Below are 24,669 nucleotides of genomic sequence, written 5' to 3'. Positions count from 1 at the left end.
GCCGGCGGAGCCCCTCGGGAGGAGTGCCCCGCGCCCCTCCCTCGCCTCGCGATCCAGGACTGACAAGGGAAGAGACATGGCGAGCAGGATCAGAATCCGACTCAAGGCCTTCGACCACTGGGTGATCGACCAGACCGCCTCGGACATCGTGCGCACCGCCGAGAAGACGGGCGCGACGGTGAAGGGCCCCATCCCCCTTCCCACGAAGCGGGAGCGATGGACGGTTCTGCGAGGGCCCCACATCGACAAGAAGTCGCGCGAGCAGTTCGAGCTCCGCACGCACAAGCGGCTGATCGATATCGTGGACAGCCGGCCGGCCACGGTGGACGCCCTGACGAAGCTCGACCTCCCGGCAGGCGTGGACGTCGAGATCAAAGTGGACTGAGACGGAAAGGCTTCAGCTAGACTTGAGAGAGATCGGAACGATGGCGGGACTCATTGGACGTAAGCTCGGGATGACCCGGCTCTTCGACGACGGAGGGTCGGCGGTTCCCGTCACGGTCGTCGAGGCCGGACCCTGCCCCGTGGTGCAGGTCAAGAATCCCGACAAAGATGGTTACGCCGCCGTTCAACTCGGCTTCGGCCGGAAGAAGGAGACGCGCAGCTCGCGCGCCGAGCTCGGTCACGCCGCAGGCGTCGGGCTGGACTACGCGCCGAGCGTGTTGCGCGAGTTCAAGGTCGCCGGGGACGAGGCCTTCGAGGCCGGGCAGCAGCTGACCGTGGAGCTCTTCCAGCCGGGGGACCGTGTGAAGGTGGTCGGCACCTCCAAGGGAAAGGGCTTCCAGGGCGTCGTGAAGCGCCATGGCTTCGCCGGCCGTCCGGCCGGCCACGGGCACCCGATGTCCCGAAATCCCGGCTCGATCGGGCCCGGTACGAATCCCTCGCGTACCATCAAGGGGAAACGTCTCCCGGGCCAACAGGGAAATGTGCGGTCCACGGTCCGGAATCTCGAGATCGTGAGAGTGGACCCGGAGCGGAACCTCCTCTTCGTGAGGGGGGGCGTCCCGGGTGCCCGCAACAGCTACCTCTTCATTTCGAAGTAGGACTATGGCCAAGGCTCGCTACTACAAAGCCGACGGGAAGAAGGGGCGCGCACGCGCCCTTCCGGACAACCTCTTCGCTGGAGAGGTGAACGAGCCAGTCCTCCATACGGTGGTCAGGGCGTACCTCGCGAACCAGCGCCAGGGCACGGCCTCCGGGAAGAACCGGGCCGCCGTTGCTGGAGGAGGCCGGAAGCCGTGGCGCCAGAAAGGGACCGGACGTGCTCGCCAGGGCTCGATCCGCTCGCCCCAGTGGACCGGAGGCGGACTGGCTTTTCCGCCCCAGCCCCACTCGTGGAGGCAGCGAATTCCGAAGAAGGTGCGGGCGCTCGCCAGAAGGTCCGCGCTCACGGCCCGTGCCGGCGACGACCGCGTCATCATCATCGACGCTCTCGAATTCGAGCGTCCGGCGACACGTCGGCTCGTGAAGTACCTGGAACAGATCGAGGTGCAGGGGAAGGCGCTGATCCTGACCGAAGGGACGAAGGGATCGGTGGTCCTCTCCGCCCGCAACGTCGCCGAGATCAGGGTGCGCCCCTTCGGAGAGGAGTCCACATACGACATCCTCTGGGCCGGAACCGTGGTGATCGAGCGGGGAGCCCTGGGCCGGATCGCGGTGGACGAGACCGCCGGTGACGGCGAGGAGGAGGAGGCCGATGCGTGACCTTCACGACGTGATCGTGGCGCCGGTCGTGACCGAACGGGCGACTGCCGCTCAGGAAGAACGAAACGTCTACACCTTCATCGTCCACCCCGACGCGAACAAGCACCAGATCGCCAAGGCGGTCGAGGCCGCGTGGGATGTGGTCGTCGAGGACGTGCGTACGGCACGCTACCAGGCCAAGACGAAACGCGCACTTCTCGGCCGGATGAATCCGCGGGCGCCGGTGGGACGGCGGGCCGCGTTCAAGAAAGCGATGGTCCGCCTCGCCGAGGGGGACAGCATCGAGTTCTACGAAGTGGGATGAGGATCTGACGATGCCGCTCAAGAAATTCAAGCCCGTGACTCCCGGAACTCGGTTCCGGTCCGTCGTGGACCACTCCGAGGTCACCCGGAAGGGTCCCGAGCGCTCCCTTACCGAGCCCCTCCATTCGAAGGGTGGACGGAACCACCATGGGCGCGTGACCATGCGGCGCCAGGGGGGTGGCCACAAACGGCGCTACCGGCGCATCGACTTCCGACGGGACAAACACGAAATCCCCGGTCGGGTGACGGAGATCGAATACGATCCGAACCGGAGCGCCCACATCGCGCTCATCACGTACGGGGACGGTGAGAAGCGATACATCCTTCACCCCAAGGGACTCCAGGTCGGGGATGAGATCGTCGCGGGAACGCACGCCGACATCATCGTCGGACACGCGCTCCCCTTGGACCGCATTCCGCTGGGCACGCTGGTGCACAATGTCGAGATGCGCCCGGGAAAGGGTGGACAGATGGCGCGCTCCGCGGGGTCGTCGGTGAACGTCGTCGCGAAAGAAGGGGATTACGTCACGGTACGGACTCCGTCGTCCGAAATTCGCCGCCTGCGCAAGGAGTGCATGGCCACGATCGGGCAAGTCGGAAATGTGGACCACGAGCTGCGCTCGCTTGGGAAGGCCGGTGCGTCCCGCTGGCTCGGGAAGCGGCCGAAGGTCCGCGGCGTCGCGATGAATCCGGTGGACCATCCGCTGGGAGGCGGCGAAGGCCGCACTTCGGGTGGGCGTCCGCCCGTCACTCCTTGGGGGAAGCCCGAGGGGGTGAAGACCCGCAAGCGGAAAAAAGAGTCGAACAAGCACATCGTCCGCGGACGCCGCCGCGGAAAAGCCACGCAGTAGGGGAAGCCGAAGATGCCGCGTAGCGTGAAGAAGGGCCCGTATATCGAGGAGAGCCTCCTGAAGAAGATCGAGGCTATGAACTCGCGTGGGGACCGAAAGGTCATCAAGACCTGGTCGCGCGCTTCCACGATCTTTCCGGAGTTCGTGGGGCACACTCTCGCCGTCCACAACGGGAACAAGTTCGTTCCGGTATACGTGACAGAGAACATGGTTGGGCACAAGCTCGGCGAGTTCGCCCCCACGCGGCTCTTCCGGGGACACGGCGGGAAACTCGCCGACAAGCGGGTCAAGCCCGCCGAGTGATCGCACCCGCGGAGACGAGAGAAATGGAAGCGAAGGCCATCGCGCGACATATCCGGATCAGCCCCCGCAAGGTGCGGCTCGTCGTGGATCAGATCCGTGGGCGCTCGGTCAACGACGCTTACGCCGTCCTTCAGTTCTCGAAGAAGTCCGCGGCGGAGCCGGTCGGAAAGACCCTCCGTTCGGCCGTCGCGAACGCGCAGGCGAAGGGCGAAGGGACAGGAGAAGTCGTGGACGTGGACGAGCTGATCGTCCGCGAAGTCTTTGTGGACGAGGGCCCGACCCTCCGACGGTTCCGGGCCGCAGCGATGGGGCGCGCCGCCCCGAGACGCCGGCGCACGAGCCACATCACCGTCGTCGTGGACAAGAGGGAGTAGGCGGATGGGACAAAAGACACATCCGACGGGATTCCGCCTGGGAATCCTCAAGGACTGGAAGTCCAACTGGTACGCGGAGAAAGACTTTCCCCGCCTCCTCCACGAAGATGAGACGATCCGCCGCTATCTGGAACGCAGGCTGTCACACGCCGCGATCTCCCAGGTGACGATCGAACGGAAACCCTCCAAGATCGTCGTGACCGTTCATACCGCCCGTCCGGGCGTGGTGATCGGGAAGCGGGGCGCGGAGGTGGACAAGCTCCGCGACGAGCTCGGTGTCCTCACGAAGTCCGAGGTCTCCGTCAACGTCGAAGAGGTGAAGCGCCCCGAGATTGACGCCCGTCTCGTCGCGGAAAACGTGGCACACCAAATCCGGAACCGGATCTCGTTCCGCCGCGCGATGAAGCGGGCGATCCAGTCGGCCCAGCGGGCGGGAGCCGAGGGGATTCGCATCAAGTGCAGCGGGCGCCTCGGAGGCGCCGAGATCGCCCGCGTGGAGGGATACAGCGAGGGACGCGTTCCCCTGCACACACTCCGCGCGGACATAGACTATGCGAACGTCGAGGCGCACACGACGTACGGAGCGGTCGGCGTGAAGTGCTGGATCTTCCTCGGCGAAGTGGTGGACGAACGCCGCGGCCGCACCTACTCGACGGACAGCTGACGAAGGGATCGGAACGATGCTTTCCCCGAAACGGGTCAAATACCGGAAGAAACACAAGGGGCGCATGCGCGGGACCGCGCAGCGCGGTAACCGCGTGTCTTTCGGTGAATACGGGTTGCAGGCGGCGGAGCCGGCCTGGATCTCGAACCGGCAGATCGAGGCGGCGCGTATCGCGATGACGCGCCACATCAAGCGGGGCGGGAAGGTCTGGATCCGGATCTTTCCCGACAAGCCGATCACCTCGAAACCCGCGGAGACCCGGATGGGAAAGGGAAAGGGAAACCCCGAGGGGTGGGTCGCCGTCGTGAAGCCGGGCCGGATGATGTTCGAGATGGAAGGTGTCTCCCGCGACATCGCCGAGAAGGCGATGCGGCTCGCGGCGGCCAAGCTTCCCATCAAGACCCGTTTCGTCGCGCGTGAAGAGGAGCTCGGGAGCTGAGCCATGTTGAGCGCCACCGATATCCGGGAGATGACCGACGAGCAGATCCGGGAGCGGGTCGCGGAGCTCCGGGAGGAGCTTTTCCGCCTCCGCTTCCGGGGAAAGATGATGCAGCTTGAAAGCGCGCAACTTCCGAGGCAGGTACGGAGAGAGATCGCGCGGATGAAGACGATCCTGCGCGAGCGGGAGCTCCGCGCCGCGAAGGCCTGAGACGAGACGATGAAATGAGCGAGACCGAGGGAGCTGCCGAAGCCAGGAGAAACGATCGCAAGGTCCGCCAAGGGGTGGTGGTCAGCGACAAGGGCCAGAAGACCATCGTGGTGCGGGTGGACCGGCACATCCGGCACCCGCTCTACCACAAGGCGATGGTCCGGTCGAAAAAATTCCACGCTCACGATGAGAACAATGACTACCGCGTGGGGGACGTCGTCCGAATTCAGGAGACCCGCCCCATTTCGAAGCTGAAGCATTGGCGTGTGATCAGCCTCGTCGAGCGCCCCGAAAGCGCCTGACCGGCCAATCCCACGCGACCGGACCCACTGTGGAGACTGAGGCATGATCCAGCAGGAGTCGATCCTGAGAATCGCGGACAACACGGGCGCCAAACGTGCGCTCTGCATCCGTGTACTCGGGGGATCGCGTCGCCGCTACGCGCGCGTTGGAGACGTGATCGTCGTGACCGTCAAAGACGCGATTCCGAACGCCGGGGTGAAGAAGGGAGAAGTGGCTCGCGCCGTCATCGTCCGTACGACCAAGGAGATGCGCCGGAAGGACGGCTCCTACATCCGCTTCGATGACAACGCGGCCGTCCTGATCAACGAGGCCGGGGAGCCGAGGGGGACACGCATCTTCGGTCCGGTGGGACGTGAGCTGCGCGAGAAGCGGTACATGAAGATCGTTTCGCTGGCACCCGAGGTTCTCTGATGGCGACGAAGAAACAGGCGAAACGGGCCAGCCGGCGGAAGGGCCGGACCCGAATCGTGAAGGGCGACCGGGTGCGCGTGATCCGTGGCAATTTTCGGGACGTCGAGGGACGCGTCGTCCGGGTGGATGTCGGACAGGGGCGGGTCGTCGTGGAGGGGGTGAACATGCGGAAGCGCCACCAACGACCGTCGCAGGACAATCCCGAAGGCGGGATCGTCTCCTTCGAGGCCCCGATTGATATCTCGAACGTGATGCTGATCGACCCGACGTCCGGCAATCCTTCCCGGGTTCGGGTGCGAATGGAGAAGGACGGGACCAAAGAGCGGATCGCCGTGAAATCCGGCAACGCCGTCCCGCGGCCGTAAGAGGGTAGAGAGAAAGGCGATGGAACCGAGACTGCTGAACCATTACAAAGAGCGGGTGAGACCGCACCTCCGGGAGGAGTTCGGATTTACGAACCTTCACCAGGTGCCGGGGATCCAGAAGGTGATCGTCAACGTCGGGATCGGCGACGCGGGACGGAATCAGAAGCTCCTGGATTCCGTCGTGGAGGAGTTGACCACCATCACTGGACAAAAGGCGCTCGTGACCCGAGCCCGGAAGTCCATCGCGAACTTCTCCCTGCGAGAGGGGATGCCGGTCGGCGTGGCCGTCACGCTCCGCGGCACGCGCATGTACGATTTCCTCGATCGCCTCGTGAGCGCCGCGATTCCGCGAATCCGTGACTTCCGCGGGATTCCGACGCGCTCCTTCGACGGGCGCGGGAACTACACGCTCGGGGTGAAGGAGCAGATCATCTTCCCCGAGATCGAATACGACTCGGTGGAGAAGGTGCATGGGATGGACATCACGATCGTCACCTCGACGCCCAAGGATGACGAGGCGTTCGCTCTTCTCCGGGAGATGGGATTCCCCTTCCGGGGGACGACGCCGGTTCCGATCGGGGCCGCGGCGAACTGAGGGACGGGTGAGATTTCAACTGGAATCGGGGTGTTGAATGGCTAAGAAGGCGCTGATCGAGAAGTCCCGGCGAAAGCCCAAATACGGGGTGCGCGCGTACAACCGCTGCAATCGGTGCGGGCGGCCGCGCGCCTTCATCCGCAAGTTCGGGCTCTGCCGGATCTGCTTCCGGCAGATGGCGCTCCGGGGAGAAATCCCCGGTGTTCGCAAGGCCAGTTGGTGAGGGGACCCAGACGATGATGACCGACCCGATCGCGGACCTGTTGACCCGGCTGCGGAATGCGGCCGGGGCCGGACACCGGTGGGCCGACATGCCGGTTTCGCGCCTGAAGGTGGAGGTGGCCCGTATCCTGAAGGAAAACGCCTATGTCTACGACTACAAGATCCTGGACGACGGGCGCCACGGCGTGCTCCGGATCTACCTCAAATATTTCGAGGGTCAGCCGGTCATCCGGCACCTGGAGCGGGTCTCGAAGCCGGGGCGGCGCCGGTACGTGGGGGCGCAGGCGATCCCCCGGGTCAGGAACGGCCTGGGAATGGCGATCCTTTCCACTTCCCGCGGCGTGGTCTCCGACCGGACCGCGAGACAGGAAGGGGTCGGTGGCGAGCTGCTCGCACTTGTCTGGTGACATGGCTGCGGCCCGAACGTTTTTTCTCGTGAAACTCTGAAGGCGAACGATGTCCAGGATCGGAAAAAGACCAGTGGAGGTTCCCAAGGGAGTCGAGGTCCGCCTCGACCGGGGGAGCGTCCACGTGAAGGGACCGAAGGGTGCCCTTTCGCTCGAGGTGCATCCCGAAATGCAGGTGGGGATCGCCGACGGCGAGGTCACGGTGGCGCGCCCGAGCGAGGAAACTCGCCACAAGGCGCTCCATGGGCTGACCCGCACCCTCATCGCGAACATGATCGAGGGAGTCACCCAGGGGTTCTCGCGAAAGCTCGAGATCCAGGGCGTCGGGTACCGGGCCGAAAAGAAGGGGAACGGGATCACGCTCCATCTCGGCTATTCGCATCCGATCGCCTTTCCAGCGCCCGCGGGGATCGATCTCCAGGTTCCCGTGCCGACCGAAGTGGTGGTCAACGGGATGGACAAAGCGCTCGTCGGCCAGGTCGCCGCCGAGATTCGAGGATTCCGTCCTCCCGAGCCGTACAAGGGGAAGGGCGTCCGATACGTGGGCGAACAGGTCCGGCGCAAGGCCGGCAAGACTGCCGGCGCGTAGTGCGCCTGGCCATGTGCACTGAGGCCGGCCGGAGGAGAGAATCGTGGCGAGGGTGAAGCGTTCGAAAATGCGCAGGAGCCGGTCCCTTCAGAGGACGCGGAGGCATTTGCGGGTGCGGGCGAAGGTTTCGGGGACGGCAGAACGCCCCCGGCTCGTCGTCTTCCGTTCCCTCCGGAACACCGAGGGGCAGCTCGTGGACGATCTGGCGGGTCGGACCCTGCTTGGACTCTCCACGCTCGCCCCCGAGTTGCGCACGCTGGTGCCGGAGGATGGCAGCGCTCGGATCGGGCGGGCTTACGCGGCGGGGAAGCTCCTCGCCGAGCGCGCCCGTGAAAAGGGGATCGAAGCCGTGGTCTTCGACCGCGGCGGATACAAATACCATGGCCGTGTCCGGGCGTTTGCCGACGGGGCCCGTGAGGGAGGGCTGAAGTTCTGATGGCCAGAGACAAGGAGCGGAGCCGGGATCGCGAGCGCGAAAGCGACCTCGTCGAGAACGTGGTCCACATCAATCGGGTCTCCAAGGTCGTGAAAGGGGGGCGGCGGTTCTCGTTCACGGCCCTCGTCGCGGTCGGGGATAAGAAGGGGAAGGTTGGGATTCAGCTCGCGAAGGCGAACGAGGTCGCGGAGGCGATCCGGAAGGGGATGGACCACGCCCGCAAGAGCATGATCCAGGTCCCCCTCGTGAAGGGGACGATTCCCCACGAGATCATCGGCGAGTGGGGCGCGGGGCGGGTGCTCCTCCGCCCGGCGGCTCCGGGGACCGGCGTGATCGCGGGAGGACCGGTGCGGGCCGTCGTCGAGGCGGCCGGCATCACCGATATCCTGACGAAGAGCCTCGGGACGAACAATCCGATCAACGTGGTCCGCGCGACGATTGACGGGCTCAGCAAGCTCGTGACCGCCGAGCAGGTGGCCCGCGAGCGGGGCGTAGCGGTCGAGACACTGGGAGGACGGCGTGGCTAAGAAGGCGAAGGCAAAGAAACTCGCGGTCACGCAGATCCGCAGCATCAGTGGCCGACCGGAAATCCATCGGCGCACCCTTCGCGCCCTGGGTTTCACGCGTCACCAGCAGACACGGATCCACGAGGACAACCCGGCCATCCGGGGGATGCTCACGCAGGTCCGGCACCTCGTGTCGGTCCGGGAAGTCGAGGAGTAGAGAACGATGACGGAGCTTCATGACCTGCGGCCCGCCCCGGGCTCCCGGAAGAACCGGAAGCGTATCGGACGCGGCCCGGGTTCGGGCACGGGGAAAACGGCGGGAAAGGGGCACAAGGGGCAGAAGGCGCGTGCGGGGGGCCACGTCCGCCCCGGCTTCGAGGGGGGTCAGATGCCCCTCCAGCGCCGCATTCCAAAGGGCGGCTTCACCCCCCTCAGGCGGGTGGAGTATCAGGTCGTAAACGTCCGTACACTCGAGGAGATGGCGGAGAGCGAGATCACCCCGGAGGTGCTCAAGTCCCGCGGGCTGATCGGTTCGGTCAAGGAACCCCTCAAGGTCCTGGGCACTGGCGAGCTCACGCGCTCGCTCAAGGTGTCAGCCCATGCCTTCAGCAAGTCGGCGCGGGAGAAGATCGAGGCGGCCGGCGGCTCAGTCGCCACTCTCGAGGCGTAGGATCCTGTCCGCCGTGTTCCACTCCCTGAACGGGATCCGTTAGCCTGATGGCGAACCCGATCCAGAATCTCTTCCGGTTCCCGGAGCTCAAGGACCGGATCCTTTTCACCCTCCTGATCCTCCTGATCTACCGGATCGGCGCGCACATCACCGCCCCGGGGATCGATCTGATCGCGCTGGAGGCGCAGTTCGGGGCGCTTCAGGGGACGCTGTTCGGCGTCTACGACATGTTTGTCGGCGGCGGGCTCTCGCGGGCGACGATCTTCGCTCTCGGGATCATGCCCTACATCTCCGCTTCGATCATGTTTCAGCTTCTTGCCGCGGTCTTCCCGGCCGTGGAGAAGCTGCAGAAGGAAGGGGAGGAAGGGCGGAAGAAGCTGACGCAGTGGACGCGTTATGCCGCGCTCGTCCTCTGCGTCCTCCAGTCCTATGGGTACTCGGTCTTCGTCGCTTCCATCGAGGGCGCCGTGATCGTCCCCGGCTTCCTCTTCACCTTCAGCACCGTCCTCGCCCTGACCGTCGGGGGGATGTTCGTCATGTGGCTCGGCGAGCAAATCACCGAGCACGGGGTGGGGAACGGGATGTCGCTCCTCATCTTCTTCTCGATCATTCAGGGGCTCCCGGCCGCGATCGTCCGGACCTGGGAAGCGATGCGGGTGGGCGAGATCACCCTCATCGCCGTGTTGGCTCTCCTCGCCGTCGTGCTCGGCGTGACGGCCGGGGTGGTCTCCATGACGATGGGCGCGCGGCAGATCCCCGTGCAGATCCCCCGGAAAGTCGTGGGGCGCGGAAGGGTCCAGGAGGGACAGAAATCTTATGTCCCGATCCGCCTGAACGCGGCCGGCGTGATGCCGATCATCTTCGCCCAGTCCTTCATCATCATCCCGGGGACGCTCGCGGCGGTTTCGAACATCGCCTTCCTGCGCGAGATCTCGGAGTACCTTCAGCCGGGGAGCTGGGTCTACTACGGCCTTTACGGGACCCTCGTCATCTTCTTCACCTACTTCTACACGGCGATCATCTTCAACCCGGTGGATCTCGCCGAGAATCTGAAGAAGCAGGGGGCGTTCATTCCGGGAGTGAAGCCGGGAGCGCGCACCGCCGAATACATCGACCGGGTCCTCACCCGGGTGCTCGTCCCCGGCTCGATCTATCTCGCGATCATTGCGATCCTCCCTTTCTGGATCTTCGACCTGTTCGGCATCCAGACCTTCTCGTTTGGAGGAACGGGGCTTCTGATCTGCGTGGGTGTCGGCCTCGATACGGTCCAGCGGGCGCAGCAGCACCTCCTCCTCCGGCACTACGACGGCTTCATGAAGAAGGGGAGGGTCAAGGTTCGCGGTCGGCAGAGGTACATGTGAGGGCAGTGAAACGATGGTCGTGATCCTGCTCGGCCCGCCGGGAGTCGGGAAAGGAACGCAGGGAGCCCTTCTCGCCAAGTCGGTCGGGTGGGACCGGCTGGTGACCGGTGACCTCCTGCGTGCGGCGCGGCGCGAGGGCACGGAGTTGGGAAAAAGGGCCCAGTCGTATATGGACCGGGGGGACCTCGTCCCCGACGACGTGATCGTCGCCCTCGTCAAAGAGCACTTGAAGGAGCTCCCTGAAGAACGGGGCGTGATCTTCGATGGGTTCCCGCGGACACTTCCTCAGGCGGAGGCGCTCGCGAAGGCCCTTCCGGAGGTGGGACGAGAGGTGGACGGCGTGCTCCTCCTTGAGGCGCCCGACGAGGTCCTCGTGAAGCGGATCGCGGGCCGGAGGAGCTGTCCACAGTGCGGGCGGGTCTTCAATGTCCACTTCGACCCCCCGGTGACGGAGGGGGTGTGCGACGAGTGCGGGGCCCTCCTCGATCATCGGAGCGACGACACTCCGGAGACGGTGCGGCACCGCCTGGAGGTGTACCGGGAGATGACGGAGCCCCTCGTCCGTTACTACGAAAAGAGCGAGGCACCGGTCCTCCAGGTGGATGGCGACCGGGCGCCGGAGCTGGTGCGAAAGGCGCTCTGGCAGGCGCTGGTTGAAAGTCTCGACGTGGATGCGGTGTGAGGAACCGATGATCGAGCTCAAGTCCGCCGCGGAGATCGAGGAGATCGCGAGGGGCGGAGCGATCATCGGCGCTCTGTTCCGGGAAGTCGAAGCGCGGGTCGCCCCCGGGGTTTCGACCCTGGAGCTCGATCGATTCGCCGAGGAATTCATTCGGGCGCATGAGGGAGCGGTCCCGGTCTTCAAGGGGCTGTATGGGTTTCCGGGGTCACTCTGCACGTCGATCAACGAAGAGGTCGTGCACGGCATCCCGTCGGCGAAACGAGTTCTCGCTCCGGGCGACCTGATTTCGATCGATGTGGGCGTGAAGCGGGACGGGTGGTGCTCGGACGCGGCGCGAACCTTTGCCGTGGGTGAGGTTGACGAGGAGACGGAACGGCTCCTCGAGGTCACGCGGGAGGCGCTGAAAGAGGCGATCCGGGCCGCGGTCCCCGGGGGACACGTGGGAGACATCGGGCACGCTGTAGAGGGGGTCGTCGAAGGGACGGGGTTTCGCATCATCCGGGACCTGGTGGGGCATGGCGTTGGACGACAGGTGCATGAGGAGCCCCAGGTACCGAACCTCGGAACGCCCGGGACGGGTCCCCAGCTCCGGGAGGGGATGGTCCTGGCGATCGAACCGATGATAGCCGTCGGCACGCACCGGATCCGGACCCTCTCGGACCGATGGACGATGGTCACGGCGGACGGCTCGCGGTCGGCGCATTTCGAGCACACGGTGGCGGTTACGGGCGACGGCCCGCGGATCCTGACCGCCGAGCCCTCCCCCGTTCCGGCGGGGTGAGACCGGGGGGGCCTCGAGAACGTCGGGGCATCCTTGAGGGCATGCGGCCTGGGGATTATACTTCTAAGCTCTACAATGAACGCCTGGCGAGGTCCCGATGAAGGTGCGCACAAGTGTCCGACCGATCTGCGAACACTGCAAAGTCGTTCGCCGTGCTGGTGTCGTGCGGATTATCTGCAAGCGGAACCCCCGCCACAAGCAGCGTCAGGGCTGAGGCACGCCGTCTCGGCGCCCTGCTGAAGTTCAGGAGACCCAATGGCACGCATCGCGGGAGTTGACCTCCCTCGCAACAAGCGAATCGAGATCGCGCTGACCTATATCTTCGGGATCGGGCGGCCTCGTTCGAACGAGATTCTCGAGGCGGCTGGGATCAGCCCGGACACGCGCACTCAGGACCTCACGGACGACGACATCGCCCGGCTCCGTCGCGAGATCGAGTCGAAATTCAAGGTCGAGGGAGCGCTCCGTACCGAGACCTCGATGAACATCAAGCGGTTGATGGACATCGGGTGTTATCGGGGCGTCCGGCACCGGCGGGGCTTGCCGGTGCGCGGACAGCGGACCAGCACCAACGCGCGCACCCACAAGGGGAAGCGCCGCGCGATCGCGGGAAAGAAGAAGGCGCCGAAGAAGTAGGTCGCCGGAGAGTCCGGTGGCCGCTTGGCCGTCCAAATTTGAGGGGGTGGGGGTTTGACCACGACGGGTCCAGGTGAAGCGAAGCCGACGACGCGCGGAAAGCGGTCGAAGCGCGTGGTCGAGGCGGAGGGGGTCGTCCACATCAAGGCGACCTTCAACAACACGATCGTGACGATTGCCGACAGTAAGGGCGACGTCGTCACCTGGTCGAGCGCCGGAAAGGCGGGGTTCAAGGGCTCGAAGAAGTCCACTCCCTTCGCCGCCACGATGGCCGCCGAGCAGGCCGGGCGGGACGCTTATGCCCTCGGCGTGCGGCGCGTGCACGTGCGCGTCCAGGGTCCGGGCTCGGGGCGGGAGTCGGCGATTTCCGCCCTCGCTACGGCCGGTCTTCATGTGAAGTCCATCGAGGACGTGACTCCGCTCCCGCACAACGGCTGCCGCCCGCCGAAAAAACGGCGCGTTTAGCGGGTCGCTGAACCCTCACTCCGAACTTCGCTCGATCGCACAAGGTGCCTGATGGCTCGTCATACTGGATCGGCCTGTAAGCTCTGCCGCCGCGAGGGACAGAAGCTTTTCCTGAAGGGGCAGAAGTGCTACACGGAGAAGTGTCCCGTGGACCGCCGCGCGTATCCGCCGGGCCAGCACGGCCCCGCGCAGGCGCGTCGTCGCAAGCAGTCCGAGTACGCGGTGCAGCTTCGCGAAAAGCAGAAGGTGAAGCGGATGTACGGGCTGCAAGAGCGGCAGTTCCGGAATCTCTTCCAAAAAGCGAGCCAGCAGGGCGGAGTTACCGGCGAGAACCTTCTCGTTGCGCTCGAAACCCGGCTGGACAACGTTGTTTTCCGCCTCGGCCTCGCGTCGAGCCGGAATCAGGCGCGCCAGTTGGTGCGGCACCGCCATGTCGAAGTCAACGGAGAGCTCGTGGACATCCCGAGTTATCACCTTCGTGCGGGGGATGACGTTTCCGTGCGGAGCGCGTCACGGGATCTCGACCCCGTCGCCGTGAGCCTTGGGCTGAGGACGCGCCCGAAGCTTCCGGAGTGGCTGACGCTCGATGAAAAGAACCGCGTGGCCCGCATCGTGAGGGCGCCCACCAGGGCCGACATCCCGATGGAGGTCGAGGAGCAGCTCATCGTGGAGCTTTACTCCAAGTAACCCGAACCCCCCGCGCCGCAGGCATGGAGGAGATGGTGGACATTGATCTGACCGGACTGGTTCTTCCCGAAAAGGTAGAAACCGTCCAGATGTCGGAGGACGGAAGGATCGGGGAGTTCCTCGTCGAACCGCTCGAGCGGGGCTACGGACACACGTTGGGGAATTCTGTCCGGCGCGTGCTTCTCTCGTCCCTGCGGGGTGCGGCGGCCTGGGCCTTCCGAATCGAGGGAGTGGTACACGAGCACCAGACGATCCCCGGAGTCGTGGAGGACGTGCACCAGGTCATCCAGAACATCAAGGCGCTCATCGTCGTGCTCGACGATGACGTGGACGAGGTCACTCTCGAGATCAAGACGAAAAAGGCCGGCGCGATCACCGGCGCCAGCATTCAGCCGAAGTCGGGCGTGCGGGTCCTGGATCCGGAGCACCACATCCTCACGCTTCAGGAGTCGCGCGACTTCCGAATGGAGATCCGGATCGACAAGGGACGGGGCTTCGTCCTGGCGGATCAGCACACGGTCGAAAAGGGCTCGCCGGTGGACCTCGTGTGCGTGGACTCGATCTACAATCCGGTCCGGCGCGCCAACTTTCAGGTCCTCGAGACCCGGGTCGGGCAGCGAACCGACTTCGACCGGCTGACCTTCTTCGTAGAGACTGACGGCTCGGTCAGCCCGGAACAGGCTCTGGCGGCCGCTGGCATGCTCCTGCGCAAACACCTCGAATACCTCCTCTTTTTCGGCGGAGAAGATCTCCCGCGTCCGGCTCCTCAGGGTGCGAGCCCCGTTCCGGAGTCGGTGCAGGATCTCTTCGGACGGCCGATCGAGGATCTCGCGGAGCTCAGCGTGCGTTCCCGGAACTCTCTCCAGAAGGAGAACATCCGGACGCTCGGAGAGTTGATCCAGAAGACCGAGGAAGAGATGCTCGGAATCGAGAACTTCGGGAAGAAGTCGCTGAAGGAGATCCAGGACTTCCTCGCGGAACACGACCTCCGCTTCGGAATGCGCATCACCGAACGGGACGACGGGCAGTTCTTTTTTGTGGACGAGGACGGTGCGGCGCTGCCGGTTCAGGCCGAAGACGAGTAGAGACGCCGCCGCGGGCGGACGAATAATTGGAGGCTCCCCTTTGGGGGGCTCGACGGAGGGAAAACGACCATGCGGCACCGGAAAACCGGCCGACAGCTTTCACGCACGGTGTCCCACCGGCGCGCGACGCTCCGGAATCTGGCTATAAGCCTGTTCCGGCACGAGCGGATCGAAACGACTACGGCGAAGGCGAAAGAGCTCCGCCCTTACGCCGAGCGGCTGATCACGCTCGCGCGCCAGGGAGACCTGCACGCGCGGCGACGGGCGGGGCGGCACATCCACGACCGGGATGTGCTCGGGAAGCTCTTCGACGAGCTCGGTCCGCGTTTCCAGGAGCGTCCCGGCGGATACACCCGCATCCTGAAGCTCGGGCATCGCCGGGGCGACGCCGCGGAGATGGCCTTGATCGAGCTCGTGGATCGGGCCGACGGGTAACCGACAAGCCTAACAAGCGGGAACCGGAGAGGGGACTATGGCGAAGCAGAGTGGCGGAGTGTTCGGCACCGTCTCGATGATCGTGGCCTTCGTGGTGATGGGGCTCTTTCTTTATTGGCTCTCGATCGTCTCGGAGCCGTCCGAGGTCGCGGTGGCGGAGGAAGGCGAGGCGATGCCGTCGCCCGCGGTTTCGCTCGGCCAGTTCGCGATGAACCCGATGGCATACATGAATACGCCTGCGGACCTCGACGGGGTCGAGGTGCAGGAGATCATCGGTGCCCAGGCCTTTTTCTTCGCGCTGCCGGACGGATCGCCCTATCTCGTGAGGCTTCCGGCTCCCACGGGGACCCCGGGGATCCAGGTCGCCCCGGGGGACCGGACACGGGTGACTGGGCAGGTGGTGGTGATGACGGATAGCGTGCTTCAGGCATGGGACGCCGAGGGAGTCTTCACCAACCCGGCCCATCGGATGGCGGTCGGCTCGGTCCCGAGCTTTCTCGCGGCGCAGACGATTCAGGTGACGCAACCGGCCGGTGCCGCCCCGGCGCCTGCGGGCACGAATTAAGAGGATAGAATGGCACGAGTCTGCTACGTTTGCGGGAAGGGACCGGGGAGTGGAAACCGGGTCAGCCACGCGAACAACAAGACGAGGCGGCGCTGGCTCCCCAATATTCAGCCCGTGAAGATCGTGGACGCCGCGGGCGAGCGGCGCCGCGTTCGGGTCTGTACCTCGTGTATCTCGGCCGGAAAGGTGAAGCGCGCCCCCGCGCTGAACCCGTTGGGAGACCGGGACTGACGGTTCGGCCGGGTTCCCCCTCCGAGACTCTCAGAGACCTTCGGGTCGCCGTCACTCGGGCCCGCTCGGGCTCCTCCGAGGACCGGCTTTCGGTCCTCCTCCGGGCGCGCGGCGCCCGACCCCTGCATTACGCTCTGACCCGCACCCTTCCCGCGACCGACCCGCCGGGGCTACACGCCGCCGTGTCCGGGTTCTTCGACTTCGACTGGGTGGTCGTCACCTCGGCCCGCACCGTGGAGCCGCTTTCCGAGGCACTCTCGAGTGCCGGGATCTCCCCCGCCGGCATCGGCGCGTCCTCCCTTCGAATTTGCGCCGTGGGACCGGCCACGGCGGCCGCGCTCCGGGAGGCGGGCTTTCCGGTCCACCTCGTTCCGGATCGCTTTCGGGCGGAAGGGATCGTTGCGGCACTGCGAGAAGAGGGTGGAGGCCGTGGGCTCCGCATTCTTTTTCCCCGCGCCGAGGAGGGGAGCGACACGATTCCCGGGGAGCTCTCGGAGGCGGGATTTTCGGTGGAGGTCGTCACGGCGTACGAGACGGCGCCCGACGAGGCCGAGGCCGCCCGCCTCGGCGCGGACGTGGCCGCCGGGAAGATCGATCTGTTGACCTTCACGGCCGGGTCCGCGGCCCGGAGCTTCGCCGCCAGCTGGGGCGCCCGGAGATCTCTCCCCCCGGGCGTGGGAGTCGTTGCGATCGGGCCCGCGACCGCCGGGGCCCTCGAACGCCTGGGAATTCCCCCCCAGGAGATCGCCGACCCCCACACGCTGGAGGGGGTGGTCGCGGGGGCCGAGAGATGGGCGCGCGCGAGGACCCAGGGGCCTTGAAACACCGCATCAACGCGATTCCACGCGTTGCCCGCCCTTCTTCCCTCCGCGATATTCCCGGCCGCCCGGGGGGGCCGTATCGGTGTGGGCTCGATCGCCGGACGAACTACGCAAAGGAAGCGCCGAATGGCCAAGTCCTCACTCGCCGACCGTTTCGGCGGCGACGACGTGATTTTCGGGGTGTTGGGGTTGGGCTACGTCGGCCTTCCCCTCGCGGTGGAAATCGGGAAGAGCGGGTGCCGCGTCATCGCGTTCGACGTGAAGAAGGACGTGGTGCAGGGGATCCAGGAGGGGCGGAGCCACATCCAGGACGTTCCCTCCGAGGAGGTGGCCGCGCTTCGAGAGGCGGGACTCCTCGAGGCGACCGACGACATGGCCCGCCTCGGGGAGGCGTCCGTCATCTCGATCTGCGTTCCAACCCCGCTTTCGAAGACGAGGGACCCTGACATCTCCTATATCCTCGCGGCGGGGCAAGCCGTGGCGGCGACGCTTCGCCCGGGCCAGCTCATCGTCCTCGAATCCACGACCTATCCGGGGACGACGAGGGACGTCCTCCTCCCCCTCTTCGAGGCTCGGGGGCTCCAGGTCGGGAAGGACTTCTACCTCAGCTTCTCTCCCGAGCGGATAGATCCGGGGAATCCCGCCTGGGGAACGCGGAACACCCCGAAGGTCATCGGGGGGATCACTCCGGCCTGCCTCGAGGCCGGCCTGGCGGCGTACCGGCGTTTCATCGAGACGATGGTCCCGGTCTCCTCCCCGGAGGCCGCGGAGATGGTGAAGATCCTCGAAAACACCTTCCGGGCGGTCAACATCGCCCTCGTGAACGAAACGGCTCAGATCGCCGACCGCCTCGGGGTGGACATCTGGGAGGTCGTGGACGCGGCGGCCACGAAACCCTTCGGATTCATGCGCTTCACTCCGGGTCCCGGCCTCGGGGGACACTGCATCCCGGTGGACCCGCACTATCTGTCCTGGAAGATGCGCACTCTCGATTATCGGACGCGCTTCATCGAGCTCGCGTCCGAGATCAACGCGGAGATGCCTCACTTCATGGTGGGCAAGGTCCGCGAGGCGCTGAACCGCGAACGAAAGGCGGTGAACGGCTCGCGCATCCTCCTTCTCGGCGTGGCGTACAAGAAGGATATTGACGACATCCGCGAGTCGCCGGCCCTCGAGATCATAAAGGATCTCGAGCGCGAGGGGGCGGAGGTCCTCTTCCATGACCCGTATATCGAGTCGTACGAGGATGACGGGAAGCGCTGGACGGGGGTCCCGCTCACCGATGAGGTACTCCGGTCCGCCGATGCCGTGCTGCTCGTAACGGATCACTCGAGCTTCGATCTGGGGCGCATTCTCGAGCACTCCAGGGTCCTGGTGGACTCGAGGAATGCGACCGCCAAGGTGACCGGCGAACAGGTGGGGGGGCGTGCGCCGCGGTGGATTGTGAAGGGGAGGGAGGCGCCTCGCTAAGGACTCGGCTTCCCTTTTCGCTCGATGATCTCACGGCGATCGTGCGTCGTACCGGCGAGGAGGTCCTGCGCCACTCCCCGACCCTTCCGACGGAAGAGAAGGGGGACGGGTCTCCCCTGACCGTCGCCGACCGGGCCGCACACCTCACCCTCGAGCGTGAATTGGGCACGCTCCTTCCGGGGACCCCATGCCTCTCCGAAGAGTCGGACCCGGAAGCGATCCGGGACCGGGCGAACTGGGATCGTTTCTGGCTCGTGGATCCCGTGGACGGCACCAAGGAGTTCCTGAAGGGAACGGGGGAATTCACGGTGAACGTCGCTTTCGTGGAGGGGGGACGGCCGATCGCCGGGATCGTTCACGCCCCTGCCCTGGGCCGGACCTTCAGGGGCGCGGAGGGGTGGGGCGCGGAGGCCGCGGAAGGCGACGACGCGTTTCGCGCGATCAGCTCCCGGCGCTTCCGGGCCGGGCGCCCCGTGTTGGTCGCGAGCCGCGACCACGCCGGGCCCGGGGTGAAGGCGCTCGCAGGGGCGCTCGGGGACAACGTGGAATTCACCAGCATGGGGAGCTCCCTAAAGTTCTGTCTCCTCGCCGAGGGGAAGGCGGACCTCTACTTCCGGGACCGTCCCACCATGGAGTGGGATACGGGAGCCGCCCAGAGTGTGCTCGAGGCGGCGGGCGGACGGGTGTTCACCTTGGACGGCGCGAGCTCCGGGGGCACGCTGCGTTACAACAAGGAGACCCTGACGAACTTGCCCTTCCTCGCCGTCGGGGACCCGGCGGGCCCGTGGCGCGACCTCCTGGGGCGCGCGGGGCTGGCACCACGATGAAGGGATAGCGATGAAGCAACGCGTACAGGGGCACCTGAGGGCCCTCGAAAACGAGGCGGTCCACGTCTTCCGTGAGGTCGCGGCCCAGTTCGACCGGCCGATTCTCCTCTTTTCCGGGGGAAAGGACTCGATCGTGATGGCCTGGCTCGCCCGTAAGGCCTTCCATCCGGCCCCGATACCCTTTCCCCTCCTCCATGTGGACACGGGGCACAACTTTCCCGAGACGATCGAATTCAGGGACCGCTTTGTGGCCGAGATGGAGGCCGAGCTCGTCGTCCGCTACGTGCAGGATTCCATCGACCAGGGAAGGGCGAAAGAAGAGAAGGGTCCCGAGGCGAGTCGGAACGCGCTCCAGACGGTCACCCTCCTCGACGCGCTGAGGGAGCTCCAGGTGGACGCCGCGCTCGGGGGAGCCCGTCGCGACGAGGAAAAGGCACGCGCGAAGGAGCGTTTTTTTTCCCACCGCGACCGCTTCGGCCAGTGGGACCCGAAAAACCAGCGCCCCGAGCTCTGGAGCCTCTACAATGGGAAAAAGAACCCAGGCGAGCACTTCCGTGTCTTTCCCCTGTCGAACTGGACCGAGCTCGACATTTGGCAGTACATCCGGCACGAGGACCTTCCGATTCCCTCCCTCTACTTTGCGCACGAGCGGGCCCTCGTCCGTCGAAATGGGATGCTTCTCGCACGCACCGAATTCATCCGGGTGCTCACGACCGACGAGGAGGTGCGGACGCGCGTGCGCTTTCGCACGATCGGCGATGCGACCTGCACCGGTGCCGTCGAATCCGCGGCGGGGACGGTGGACGAGATCATCCAGGAGACCTCCGTGGCCCGCGTCACCGAGCGGGGCGGGCGGAGTGACGACAAGCGTTCCGAGGCCGCGATGGAAGACCGGAAGCGGGAGGGGTACTTCTGATGTCCTCCCCCAGAGTTTACGCCGAGACGGAACTCCTCCGGTTCACGACGGCCGGGAGCGTGGACGATGGGAAAAGCACCCTCATCGGCCGCCTCCTCCACGACACCAAATCCATCTTCGAAGATCAGATGGAGCAGATCGAGGGGGCGAGCCGGCGCCTTGGGGAAGAAAGGGTGAACCTCGCTCTCCTCACCGACGGGCTCCGGGCCGAGCGGGAGCAGAAAATCACGATCGACGTCGCGTACCGCTATTTCGCGACGCCGAAGCGGAAGTTCATCATCGCGGATACGCCGGGGCACGTGCAGTACACGAGAAACATGGTCACCGGCGCCTCGACCGCCGAGCTGGCGGTCATCCTCGTGGACGCACGAAAGGGAGTGCTGACGCAGTCGCGGCGGCACGCCTTCATCACCTCCCTCCTGGGGATCCCGCACGTCATCGTCGCGGTGAACAAGATGGACCTCGTGGGCTACTCCGAGGAGGTCTATGACCAGATCCGCGCCGAATTCCGCGAGTTCGCGACCAAACTCACGGTCAAGGATATCTCCTACGTCCCGATCAGCGCGCTCGAGGGCGACAACGTCGTGGACTGGTCCAACCGGATGCCCTGGTACAAGGGGGGCTCGCTCCTCCACAAGCTGGAAAACGTCAGCGTCGGGGCGCGCCGGAACCAGATCGACTTCCGCTTTCCGGTGCAGTACGTCCTGCGCCCGCATCAAAACTTCCGAGGATACGCCGGAACCGTGGCGTCGGGCTCCATCGGCCCGGGTGAAGAGGTTCTCGTTCTCCCCTCCGGGATGCGAACCCGCGTGCGCACCGTGGAGACCTATGAGGGCGTGACGCAGGAGGCGCGAGCCGGGGAAGCCGTCGTCCTCACCATGGAGGACGAGGTGGATATCTCCCGGGGCGACATGGTCGTCCGGAAGAAAAATCTCCCCGAGCTCGGCAATCGTTTCGAGGCTTACCTCTGCTGGATGAATGAAGAGGAGATGGAGCCGGCCCGTCCGTATCTCCTCCTTCACACGACCCGGCAGGTGCAAGCCTTCGTGGACAAGGTCGAGTACCGGGTGGACGTGGACACGCTTCACCGCGAGAAGACCCGGACACTCGGCCTGAACGAGATCGGGCGGGTGGAAATCTCGACGTCGAAGCCCCTCTTTTTCGACTCCTACCAGATCAACATCCAGACGGGGAGCTTCGTCCTCGTGGATCCGCACACCAATGTCACGGTTGCGGCCGGGATGATCCGAGGCATGGTGCGACGGTTGGATCTCGAAGGGGAAGATTCTCCAAAATCCGGCCGACCGGTCTCGCCGAACGTCGTCTGGCAGGCCTGGAACATCCCGCGGGAGGAGCGGGAGCTCCGAAACGTGAACCGGGCGGCAGTTCTCTGGCTGACAGGTCTTTCCGGTGCCGGAAAGACCACGATCGCGCGCGAATTGGAACGCCGCCTCTTCGAGCGGGGCGTGCGGACCATGCTCCTCGATGGGGACCAGATCCGGCACGGGCTTTGCGGAGACCTGGCCTTCAGTCCTCGCGACCGGGTGGAGAACATCCGACGGGCCGGTGAGGTCGCGAAGCTCTTCTTCGAACATGGGAATCTCGTACTTTGCACGTTCGTATCGCCGTACCGGGAAGGGCGCGACAACCTCCGGAAGCTCTTCCCGGAGGGACGGTTCCTGGAGATCTGGGTGCATGCGCCGCTCGAAGAGCTTCGAAAGCGAGATCCCAAGGGGCTCTACCGGCTGGAGGCGGAGGGGCGGCTCGGAAACCTCTCCGGGAGCCGCGGACCGTACGAACCGCCCGAAAAGCCCGAGATGGAGCTCGACACCTCATCGATCCAGGTCGAAGAGGCCGTGGATCGCATCGTGGACCGACTCGTCCAAGACGGACTAGTACCCCCGGGATGACCTCGTCCTGTCGTATCCGTCGCGGCGCCGGGGGGGCGGGTGCCGTCGCGTTGTCGGAGCGGTCCCAGTCAGGTAGGTTTTCGCCCATCCTTCGTTCTCGATCCCATTCGAACGCCTCATGAAAGTCACCATCGTCGGAACCGGATACGTTGGACTTGTCGCGGGTGCGTGCCTCGCGGAGACGGGGAATGACGTCACCTGCGTGGATTCGGTCGCGGAAAAAGTGAAGGCCCTCTCGGAGGGCAAGGTCCCCATCCACGAGCCGGGTCTCGACCCGCTCGTCGAGCAGAACCTTCAGGAGGGACGCCTTCGCTTCACAACCGAGATCGGGGACGCCGTCCGCGCGGCGGAGGTGATCTTCATCGCCGTGGGGACGCCCGAACGTGAAGATGGGTCCGCCGATCTCCAGCACGTGCTCGCCGTCGCACGGTCCATCGGCGACCACATGAATGGCGAAAAGGTCGTCGTGACGAAAAGCACGGTCCCGGTCGGGACGGCGCGCCTCGTCCGCCGGGAGATCGAGGCCCGCACCTCCCATCCCGTCCACGTCTGCTCGAATCCGGAGTTCCTCAAGGAGGGAGCCGCGGTCGAGGACTTCATGAAACCCGACCGCGTGGTTCTCGGGGTGGAGAGCGAGCGGGCTCGCGCGACGCTGGAGGAGCTTTACGCCCCCTTCGTCCGGACGGGGAATCCGATCCTGTTCATGGACGTGGCTTCCGCCGAGATCACCAAGTACGCCGCCAACGCGATGCTCGCGACCCGGATCAGCTTCATGAACCTCATGGCGCGCCTCTGCGAGGTCACGGGCGCCGACGTGGATCGAGTGCGCCATGGCGTAGGGAGCGACTCGCGGATCGGACAGGCCTTTCTCTTCCCCGGGATAGGGTACGGCGGGTCTTGTTTTCCGAAGGACGTGAAGGCCCTGCTCAAGACGCTCAGCGAAATGGAGCAGGAAGGGGGCCTCCTCGACGCGGTGGAGCGGGTGAACCACGACCAGAAGCGGCTCCTCGTGGACCGAGCCGTGCAACGATTCGGCGAGGACCTTTCGGGGCGTACCTTCGCGGTATGGGGGCTGGCCTTCAAGCCGGGAACCGACGACATGCGCGAGGCGCCGAGCCTTGTCGTCATCGAGGGACTGCTCGCCCGGGGCGCGCGCGTTCGGGCCCACGATCCGGTGGCGATGGATCGCGCCCGCTCGATCCTGGGGGAGCGAATCGAGTTCAAGGAGCACAACTACGATTGCCTCGAAGGAGCCGACGCGCTTTTCATCTGCACCGAGTGGCAACCGTACCGGCGGCCGGACTTCGATCGGATGCGGGGGCGCTTGCGGCATTGCATCATCTTCGACGGGCGAAACCTTTACGAGCCCGCCCGCATGCGTGAGCTCGGCTTCGAATATCACTCGATCGGGAGGCCGGCCGTGCTCCCAGAAGCGCCGAAGGGGCCGCCGGCATGAGGGTTCTCATCACCGGTGCGGCGGGTTTCCTCGGGTCTCACCTGGTGGACCGCTTCCTCGCGGACGGCCACCGGGTCGTGGGTGTGGACAACTTCATCACCGGGCACCGGAGAAACCTCGAACACCTCGCGGACAATTCAAGCTTCTCCTTTATCGAGCACGACGTCTCGACACCTCTCCACCTGGCCGGGGAGTTGGACGGGATCCTCCACTTCGCGTCACCCGCGAGCCCGGTCGATTATCTCGAGCTTCCAATCCAGACCCTCAAGGTGGGAAGCCTAGGCACGCACAACATGCTCGGAATGGCGAGGGCGACAAACGCGCGCTTCCTCCTGGCCTCGACCTCGGAGGTTTATGGAGATCCTCAGGTCCATCCGCAACCGGAGAGTTATTGGGGAAACGTGAACCCGGTCGGGCCGCGCGGAGTGTATGACGAGGCGAAACGATTCGCGGAGGCGATCACGATGGCGTATCACCGCGCCCACGGGATCGATACGCGGATCGTGCGGATCTTCAACACCTATGGGACCCGGATGCGGCCGGGCGACGGGCGGGTCGTCTCGAACTTCATCGTACAGGCGCTCCGGGGGGAGCCGCTGTCCATCTATGGATCCGGCGAGCAGACGCGGTCCTTTTGTTTCGTGGACGACCTCGTGGAGGGGATCACGCGACTCTTCCACGCCTCGGGTTCGGACCCCGTGAACCTGGGGAACCCCAACGAGTTTACGGTGGCGGAGCTTGCGAGGGTGATCGTCGAGGAAACGGCCAGCGCCTCGGAGATCCGATATTACCCGCTTCCGGTGGACGATCCCAAGGTGCGGCGCCCCGACATCTCACGGGCCCGCGCCCTCCTGGGGTGGGAGCCCAAAGTGGAGCTCACCGAAGGAATTCGCCGAACCGTACCCTGGTTTCGCGCTCTCGTCGAGACTGGAAACGCGCGCGCCCGGACTCTTCAGTAACCCGGGAGCGGGGAGCCGCAGGGCGAGCGG

General features: G+C 65.5%; 39 protein-coding genes. All 39 read left to right on the top strand.

What is annotated here, in order from left to right; translation table 11 throughout:
* The first annotated feature begins 76 nt into the window (after window positions 1–76).
* The 39 genes from rpsJ (at window position 77) to WEG36_14015 (ending at window position 24,639) form a co-directional block, all read left to right on the top strand.
* On the top strand, window positions 77–385 hold the full coding sequence (rpsJ, locus tag WEG36_14205; protein MEX1258764.1) for a 30S ribosomal protein S10: 309 nt from the start codon (window positions 77–79) through the stop codon (window positions 383–385).
* A gap of 40 nt (window positions 386–425) precedes the next feature.
* Window positions 426–1,043, top strand: coding sequence for a 50S ribosomal protein L3 (gene rplC, locus WEG36_14200; GenBank protein ID MEX1258763.1), 618 nt, complete (start codon window positions 426–428; stop codon window positions 1,041–1,043).
* A 4-nt stretch (window positions 1,044–1,047) separates the two neighbouring features.
* The gene (rplD, locus tag WEG36_14195; protein MEX1258762.1) at window positions 1,048–1,704 is read left to right on the top strand and encodes a 50S ribosomal protein L4; all 657 of its coding nucleotides are present in this window, start codon (window positions 1,048–1,050) and stop codon (window positions 1,702–1,704) included.
* Complete coding sequence (gene rplW, locus WEG36_14190; GenBank protein ID MEX1258761.1) at window positions 1,697–2,008, top strand: 50S ribosomal protein L23; 312 nt, start codon at window positions 1,697–1,699, stop codon at window positions 2,006–2,008. The genes rplD and rplW overlap by 8 nt, the downstream gene beginning before the upstream one ends.
* Window positions 2,009–2,018: 10 nt before the next feature.
* A complete protein-coding gene (gene rplB / locus WEG36_14185) occupies window positions 2,019–2,858 on the top strand; it encodes a 50S ribosomal protein L2 (protein ID MEX1258760.1) in 840 nt (279 codons plus the stop codon).
* 12 nt (window positions 2,859–2,870) lie between these two features.
* Window positions 2,871–3,161: a 30S ribosomal protein S19 gene (gene rpsS / locus WEG36_14180; protein ID MEX1258759.1), complete on the top strand. Its 291-nt coding sequence runs from the start codon at window positions 2,871–2,873 to the stop codon at window positions 3,159–3,161.
* A 23-nt stretch (window positions 3,162–3,184) separates the two neighbouring features.
* Window positions 3,185–3,535 carry a 50S ribosomal protein L22 gene (rplV, locus tag WEG36_14175; GenBank protein ID MEX1258758.1) on the top strand — a complete coding sequence of 117 codons (351 nt, stop codon included), beginning with the start codon at window positions 3,185–3,187 and terminating at the stop codon, window positions 3,533–3,535.
* A gap of 4 nt (window positions 3,536–3,539) precedes the next feature.
* On the top strand, window positions 3,540–4,199 hold the full coding sequence (rpsC, locus tag WEG36_14170) for a 30S ribosomal protein S3 (protein ID MEX1258757.1): 660 nt from the start codon (window positions 3,540–3,542) through the stop codon (window positions 4,197–4,199).
* 16 nt (window positions 4,200–4,215) lie between these two features.
* A complete protein-coding gene (gene rplP, locus WEG36_14165) occupies window positions 4,216–4,638 on the top strand; it encodes a 50S ribosomal protein L16 (protein ID MEX1258756.1) in 423 nt (140 codons plus the stop codon).
* A gap of 6 nt (window positions 4,639–4,644) precedes the next feature.
* Window positions 4,645–4,848: a 50S ribosomal protein L29 gene (gene rpmC, locus WEG36_14160; protein MEX1258755.1), complete on the top strand. Its 204-nt coding sequence runs from the start codon at window positions 4,645–4,647 to the stop codon at window positions 4,846–4,848.
* 14 nt (window positions 4,849–4,862) lie between these two features.
* Window positions 4,863–5,150, top strand: a complete 288-nt coding sequence (gene rpsQ, locus WEG36_14155) for a 30S ribosomal protein S17 (GenBank protein ID MEX1258754.1) — start codon at window positions 4,863–4,865, stop codon at window positions 5,148–5,150.
* A 43-nt stretch (window positions 5,151–5,193) separates the two neighbouring features.
* Window positions 5,194–5,562, top strand: coding sequence for a 50S ribosomal protein L14 (rplN, locus tag WEG36_14150; GenBank protein MEX1258753.1), 369 nt, complete (start codon window positions 5,194–5,196; stop codon window positions 5,560–5,562).
* Window positions 5,562–5,927 carry a 50S ribosomal protein L24 gene (gene rplX, locus WEG36_14145; protein ID MEX1258752.1) on the top strand — a complete coding sequence of 122 codons (366 nt, stop codon included), beginning with the start codon at window positions 5,562–5,564 and terminating at the stop codon, window positions 5,925–5,927. The genes rplN and rplX overlap by 1 nt, the downstream gene beginning before the upstream one ends.
* Before the next feature lie 19 nt (window positions 5,928–5,946).
* Complete coding sequence (gene rplE, locus WEG36_14140) at window positions 5,947–6,522, top strand: 50S ribosomal protein L5 (protein ID MEX1258751.1); 576 nt, start codon at window positions 5,947–5,949, stop codon at window positions 6,520–6,522.
* 37 nt (window positions 6,523–6,559) lie between these two features.
* Window positions 6,560–6,745: a type Z 30S ribosomal protein S14 gene (locus WEG36_14135; protein MEX1258750.1), complete on the top strand. Its 186-nt coding sequence runs from the start codon at window positions 6,560–6,562 to the stop codon at window positions 6,743–6,745.
* A gap of 13 nt (window positions 6,746–6,758) precedes the next feature.
* Window positions 6,759–7,151 carry a 30S ribosomal protein S8 gene (gene rpsH / locus WEG36_14130; GenBank protein ID MEX1258749.1) on the top strand — a complete coding sequence of 131 codons (393 nt, stop codon included), beginning with the start codon at window positions 6,759–6,761 and terminating at the stop codon, window positions 7,149–7,151.
* A gap of 49 nt (window positions 7,152–7,200) precedes the next feature.
* The gene (gene rplF / locus WEG36_14125; GenBank protein MEX1258748.1) at window positions 7,201–7,740 is read left to right on the top strand and encodes a 50S ribosomal protein L6; all 540 of its coding nucleotides are present in this window, start codon (window positions 7,201–7,203) and stop codon (window positions 7,738–7,740) included.
* 67 nt (window positions 7,741–7,807) lie between these two features.
* Window positions 7,808–8,176 carry a 50S ribosomal protein L18 gene (rplR, locus tag WEG36_14120; protein ID MEX1258747.1) on the top strand — a complete coding sequence of 123 codons (369 nt, stop codon included), beginning with the start codon at window positions 7,808–7,810 and terminating at the stop codon, window positions 8,174–8,176.
* Entirely contained in the window at window positions 8,176–8,703 is a 528-nt protein-coding gene (gene rpsE, locus WEG36_14115) for a 30S ribosomal protein S5 (GenBank protein ID MEX1258746.1), read from the top strand. Before rplR ends, rpsE begins: the two co-directional genes overlap by 1 nt.
* Window positions 8,696–8,899 carry a 50S ribosomal protein L30 gene (gene rpmD, locus WEG36_14110; protein ID MEX1258745.1) on the top strand — a complete coding sequence of 68 codons (204 nt, stop codon included), beginning with the start codon at window positions 8,696–8,698 and terminating at the stop codon, window positions 8,897–8,899. Before rpsE ends, rpmD begins: the two co-directional genes overlap by 8 nt.
* 6 nt (window positions 8,900–8,905) lie before the next feature.
* A complete protein-coding gene (rplO, locus tag WEG36_14105) occupies window positions 8,906–9,352 on the top strand; it encodes a 50S ribosomal protein L15 (protein ID MEX1258744.1) in 447 nt (148 codons plus the stop codon).
* A 47-nt stretch (window positions 9,353–9,399) separates the two neighbouring features.
* Window positions 9,400–10,713, top strand: a complete 1,314-nt coding sequence (gene secY / locus WEG36_14100) for a preprotein translocase subunit SecY (protein MEX1258743.1) — start codon at window positions 9,400–9,402, stop codon at window positions 10,711–10,713.
* A 13-nt stretch (window positions 10,714–10,726) separates the two neighbouring features.
* On the top strand, window positions 10,727–11,395 hold the full coding sequence (locus WEG36_14095) for an adenylate kinase (protein MEX1258742.1): 669 nt from the start codon (window positions 10,727–10,729) through the stop codon (window positions 11,393–11,395).
* A 7-nt stretch (window positions 11,396–11,402) separates the two neighbouring features.
* Complete coding sequence (gene map / locus WEG36_14090) at window positions 11,403–12,176, top strand: type I methionyl aminopeptidase (protein MEX1258741.1); 774 nt, start codon at window positions 11,403–11,405, stop codon at window positions 12,174–12,176.
* Between the two features lie 97 nt (window positions 12,177–12,273).
* Window positions 12,274–12,390, top strand: coding sequence for a 50S ribosomal protein L36 (gene rpmJ, locus WEG36_14085; GenBank protein ID MEX1258740.1), 117 nt, complete (start codon window positions 12,274–12,276; stop codon window positions 12,388–12,390).
* Between the two features lie 41 nt (window positions 12,391–12,431).
* A complete protein-coding gene (rpsM, locus tag WEG36_14080) occupies window positions 12,432–12,812 on the top strand; it encodes a 30S ribosomal protein S13 (GenBank protein MEX1258739.1) in 381 nt (126 codons plus the stop codon).
* 54 nt (window positions 12,813–12,866) lie between these two features.
* Window positions 12,867–13,277, top strand: coding sequence for a 30S ribosomal protein S11 (gene rpsK, locus WEG36_14075; GenBank protein MEX1258738.1), 411 nt, complete (start codon window positions 12,867–12,869; stop codon window positions 13,275–13,277).
* A 51-nt stretch (window positions 13,278–13,328) separates the two neighbouring features.
* Window positions 13,329–13,964, top strand: coding sequence for a 30S ribosomal protein S4 (gene rpsD, locus WEG36_14070; protein MEX1258737.1), 636 nt, complete (start codon window positions 13,329–13,331; stop codon window positions 13,962–13,964).
* Window positions 13,965–13,996: 32 nt separating this feature from the next.
* A complete protein-coding gene (locus WEG36_14065) occupies window positions 13,997–15,049 on the top strand; it encodes a DNA-directed RNA polymerase subunit alpha (GenBank protein MEX1258736.1) in 1,053 nt (350 codons plus the stop codon).
* Between the two features lie 69 nt (window positions 15,050–15,118).
* Window positions 15,119–15,484, top strand: coding sequence for a 50S ribosomal protein L17 (gene rplQ, locus WEG36_14060; GenBank protein ID MEX1258735.1), 366 nt, complete (start codon window positions 15,119–15,121; stop codon window positions 15,482–15,484).
* A gap of 37 nt (window positions 15,485–15,521) precedes the next feature.
* A complete protein-coding gene (locus tag WEG36_14055) occupies window positions 15,522–16,049 on the top strand; it encodes a hypothetical protein (protein ID MEX1258734.1) in 528 nt (175 codons plus the stop codon).
* A 9-nt stretch (window positions 16,050–16,058) separates the two neighbouring features.
* Window positions 16,059–16,280 carry a 50S ribosomal protein L28 gene (rpmB, locus tag WEG36_14050; GenBank protein MEX1258733.1) on the top strand — a complete coding sequence of 74 codons (222 nt, stop codon included), beginning with the start codon at window positions 16,059–16,061 and terminating at the stop codon, window positions 16,278–16,280.
* The gene (locus tag WEG36_14045; protein ID MEX1258732.1) at window positions 16,217–17,101 is read left to right on the top strand and encodes a uroporphyrinogen-III synthase; all 885 of its coding nucleotides are present in this window, start codon (window positions 16,217–16,219) and stop codon (window positions 17,099–17,101) included. The genes rpmB and WEG36_14045 overlap by 64 nt, the downstream gene beginning before the upstream one ends.
* Before the next feature lie 126 nt (window positions 17,102–17,227).
* Window positions 17,228–18,571, top strand: a complete 1,344-nt coding sequence (locus WEG36_14040) for a nucleotide sugar dehydrogenase (GenBank protein MEX1258731.1) — start codon at window positions 17,228–17,230, stop codon at window positions 18,569–18,571.
* Window positions 18,538–19,398 carry a 3'(2'),5'-bisphosphate nucleotidase CysQ gene (gene cysQ, locus WEG36_14035; GenBank protein MEX1258730.1) on the top strand — a complete coding sequence of 287 codons (861 nt, stop codon included), beginning with the start codon at window positions 18,538–18,540 and terminating at the stop codon, window positions 19,396–19,398. The genes WEG36_14040 and cysQ overlap by 34 nt, the downstream gene beginning before the upstream one ends.
* A 10-nt stretch (window positions 19,399–19,408) precedes the next feature.
* On the top strand, window positions 19,409–20,314 hold the full coding sequence (gene cysD / locus WEG36_14030; protein MEX1258729.1) for a sulfate adenylyltransferase subunit CysD: 906 nt from the start codon (window positions 19,409–19,411) through the stop codon (window positions 20,312–20,314).
* Window positions 20,314–22,224, top strand: a complete 1,911-nt coding sequence (gene cysN / locus WEG36_14025; GenBank protein ID MEX1258728.1) for a sulfate adenylyltransferase subunit CysN — start codon at window positions 20,314–20,316, stop codon at window positions 22,222–22,224. Before cysD ends, cysN begins: the two co-directional genes overlap by 1 nt.
* A gap of 118 nt (window positions 22,225–22,342) precedes the next feature.
* Window positions 22,343–23,680 carry a UDP-glucose/GDP-mannose dehydrogenase family protein gene (locus tag WEG36_14020; GenBank protein MEX1258727.1) on the top strand — a complete coding sequence of 446 codons (1,338 nt, stop codon included), beginning with the start codon at window positions 22,343–22,345 and terminating at the stop codon, window positions 23,678–23,680.
* Window positions 23,677–24,639, top strand: a complete 963-nt coding sequence (locus tag WEG36_14015) for a UDP-glucuronic acid decarboxylase family protein (GenBank protein ID MEX1258726.1) — start codon at window positions 23,677–23,679, stop codon at window positions 24,637–24,639. Before WEG36_14020 ends, WEG36_14015 begins: the two co-directional genes overlap by 4 nt.
* The last annotated feature ends 30 nt before the right edge of the window (window positions 24,640–24,669 follow it).

The sequence above is a fragment of the Gemmatimonadota bacterium genome (assembly GCA_040882465.1).
In the GTDB taxonomy this organism is placed as follows: Bacteria; Gemmatimonadota; Gemmatimonadetes; order Longimicrobiales; family Gaopeijiaceae; genus JBBEBG01.
This window is presented reverse-complemented; position numbering and strand designations above follow the sequence as displayed.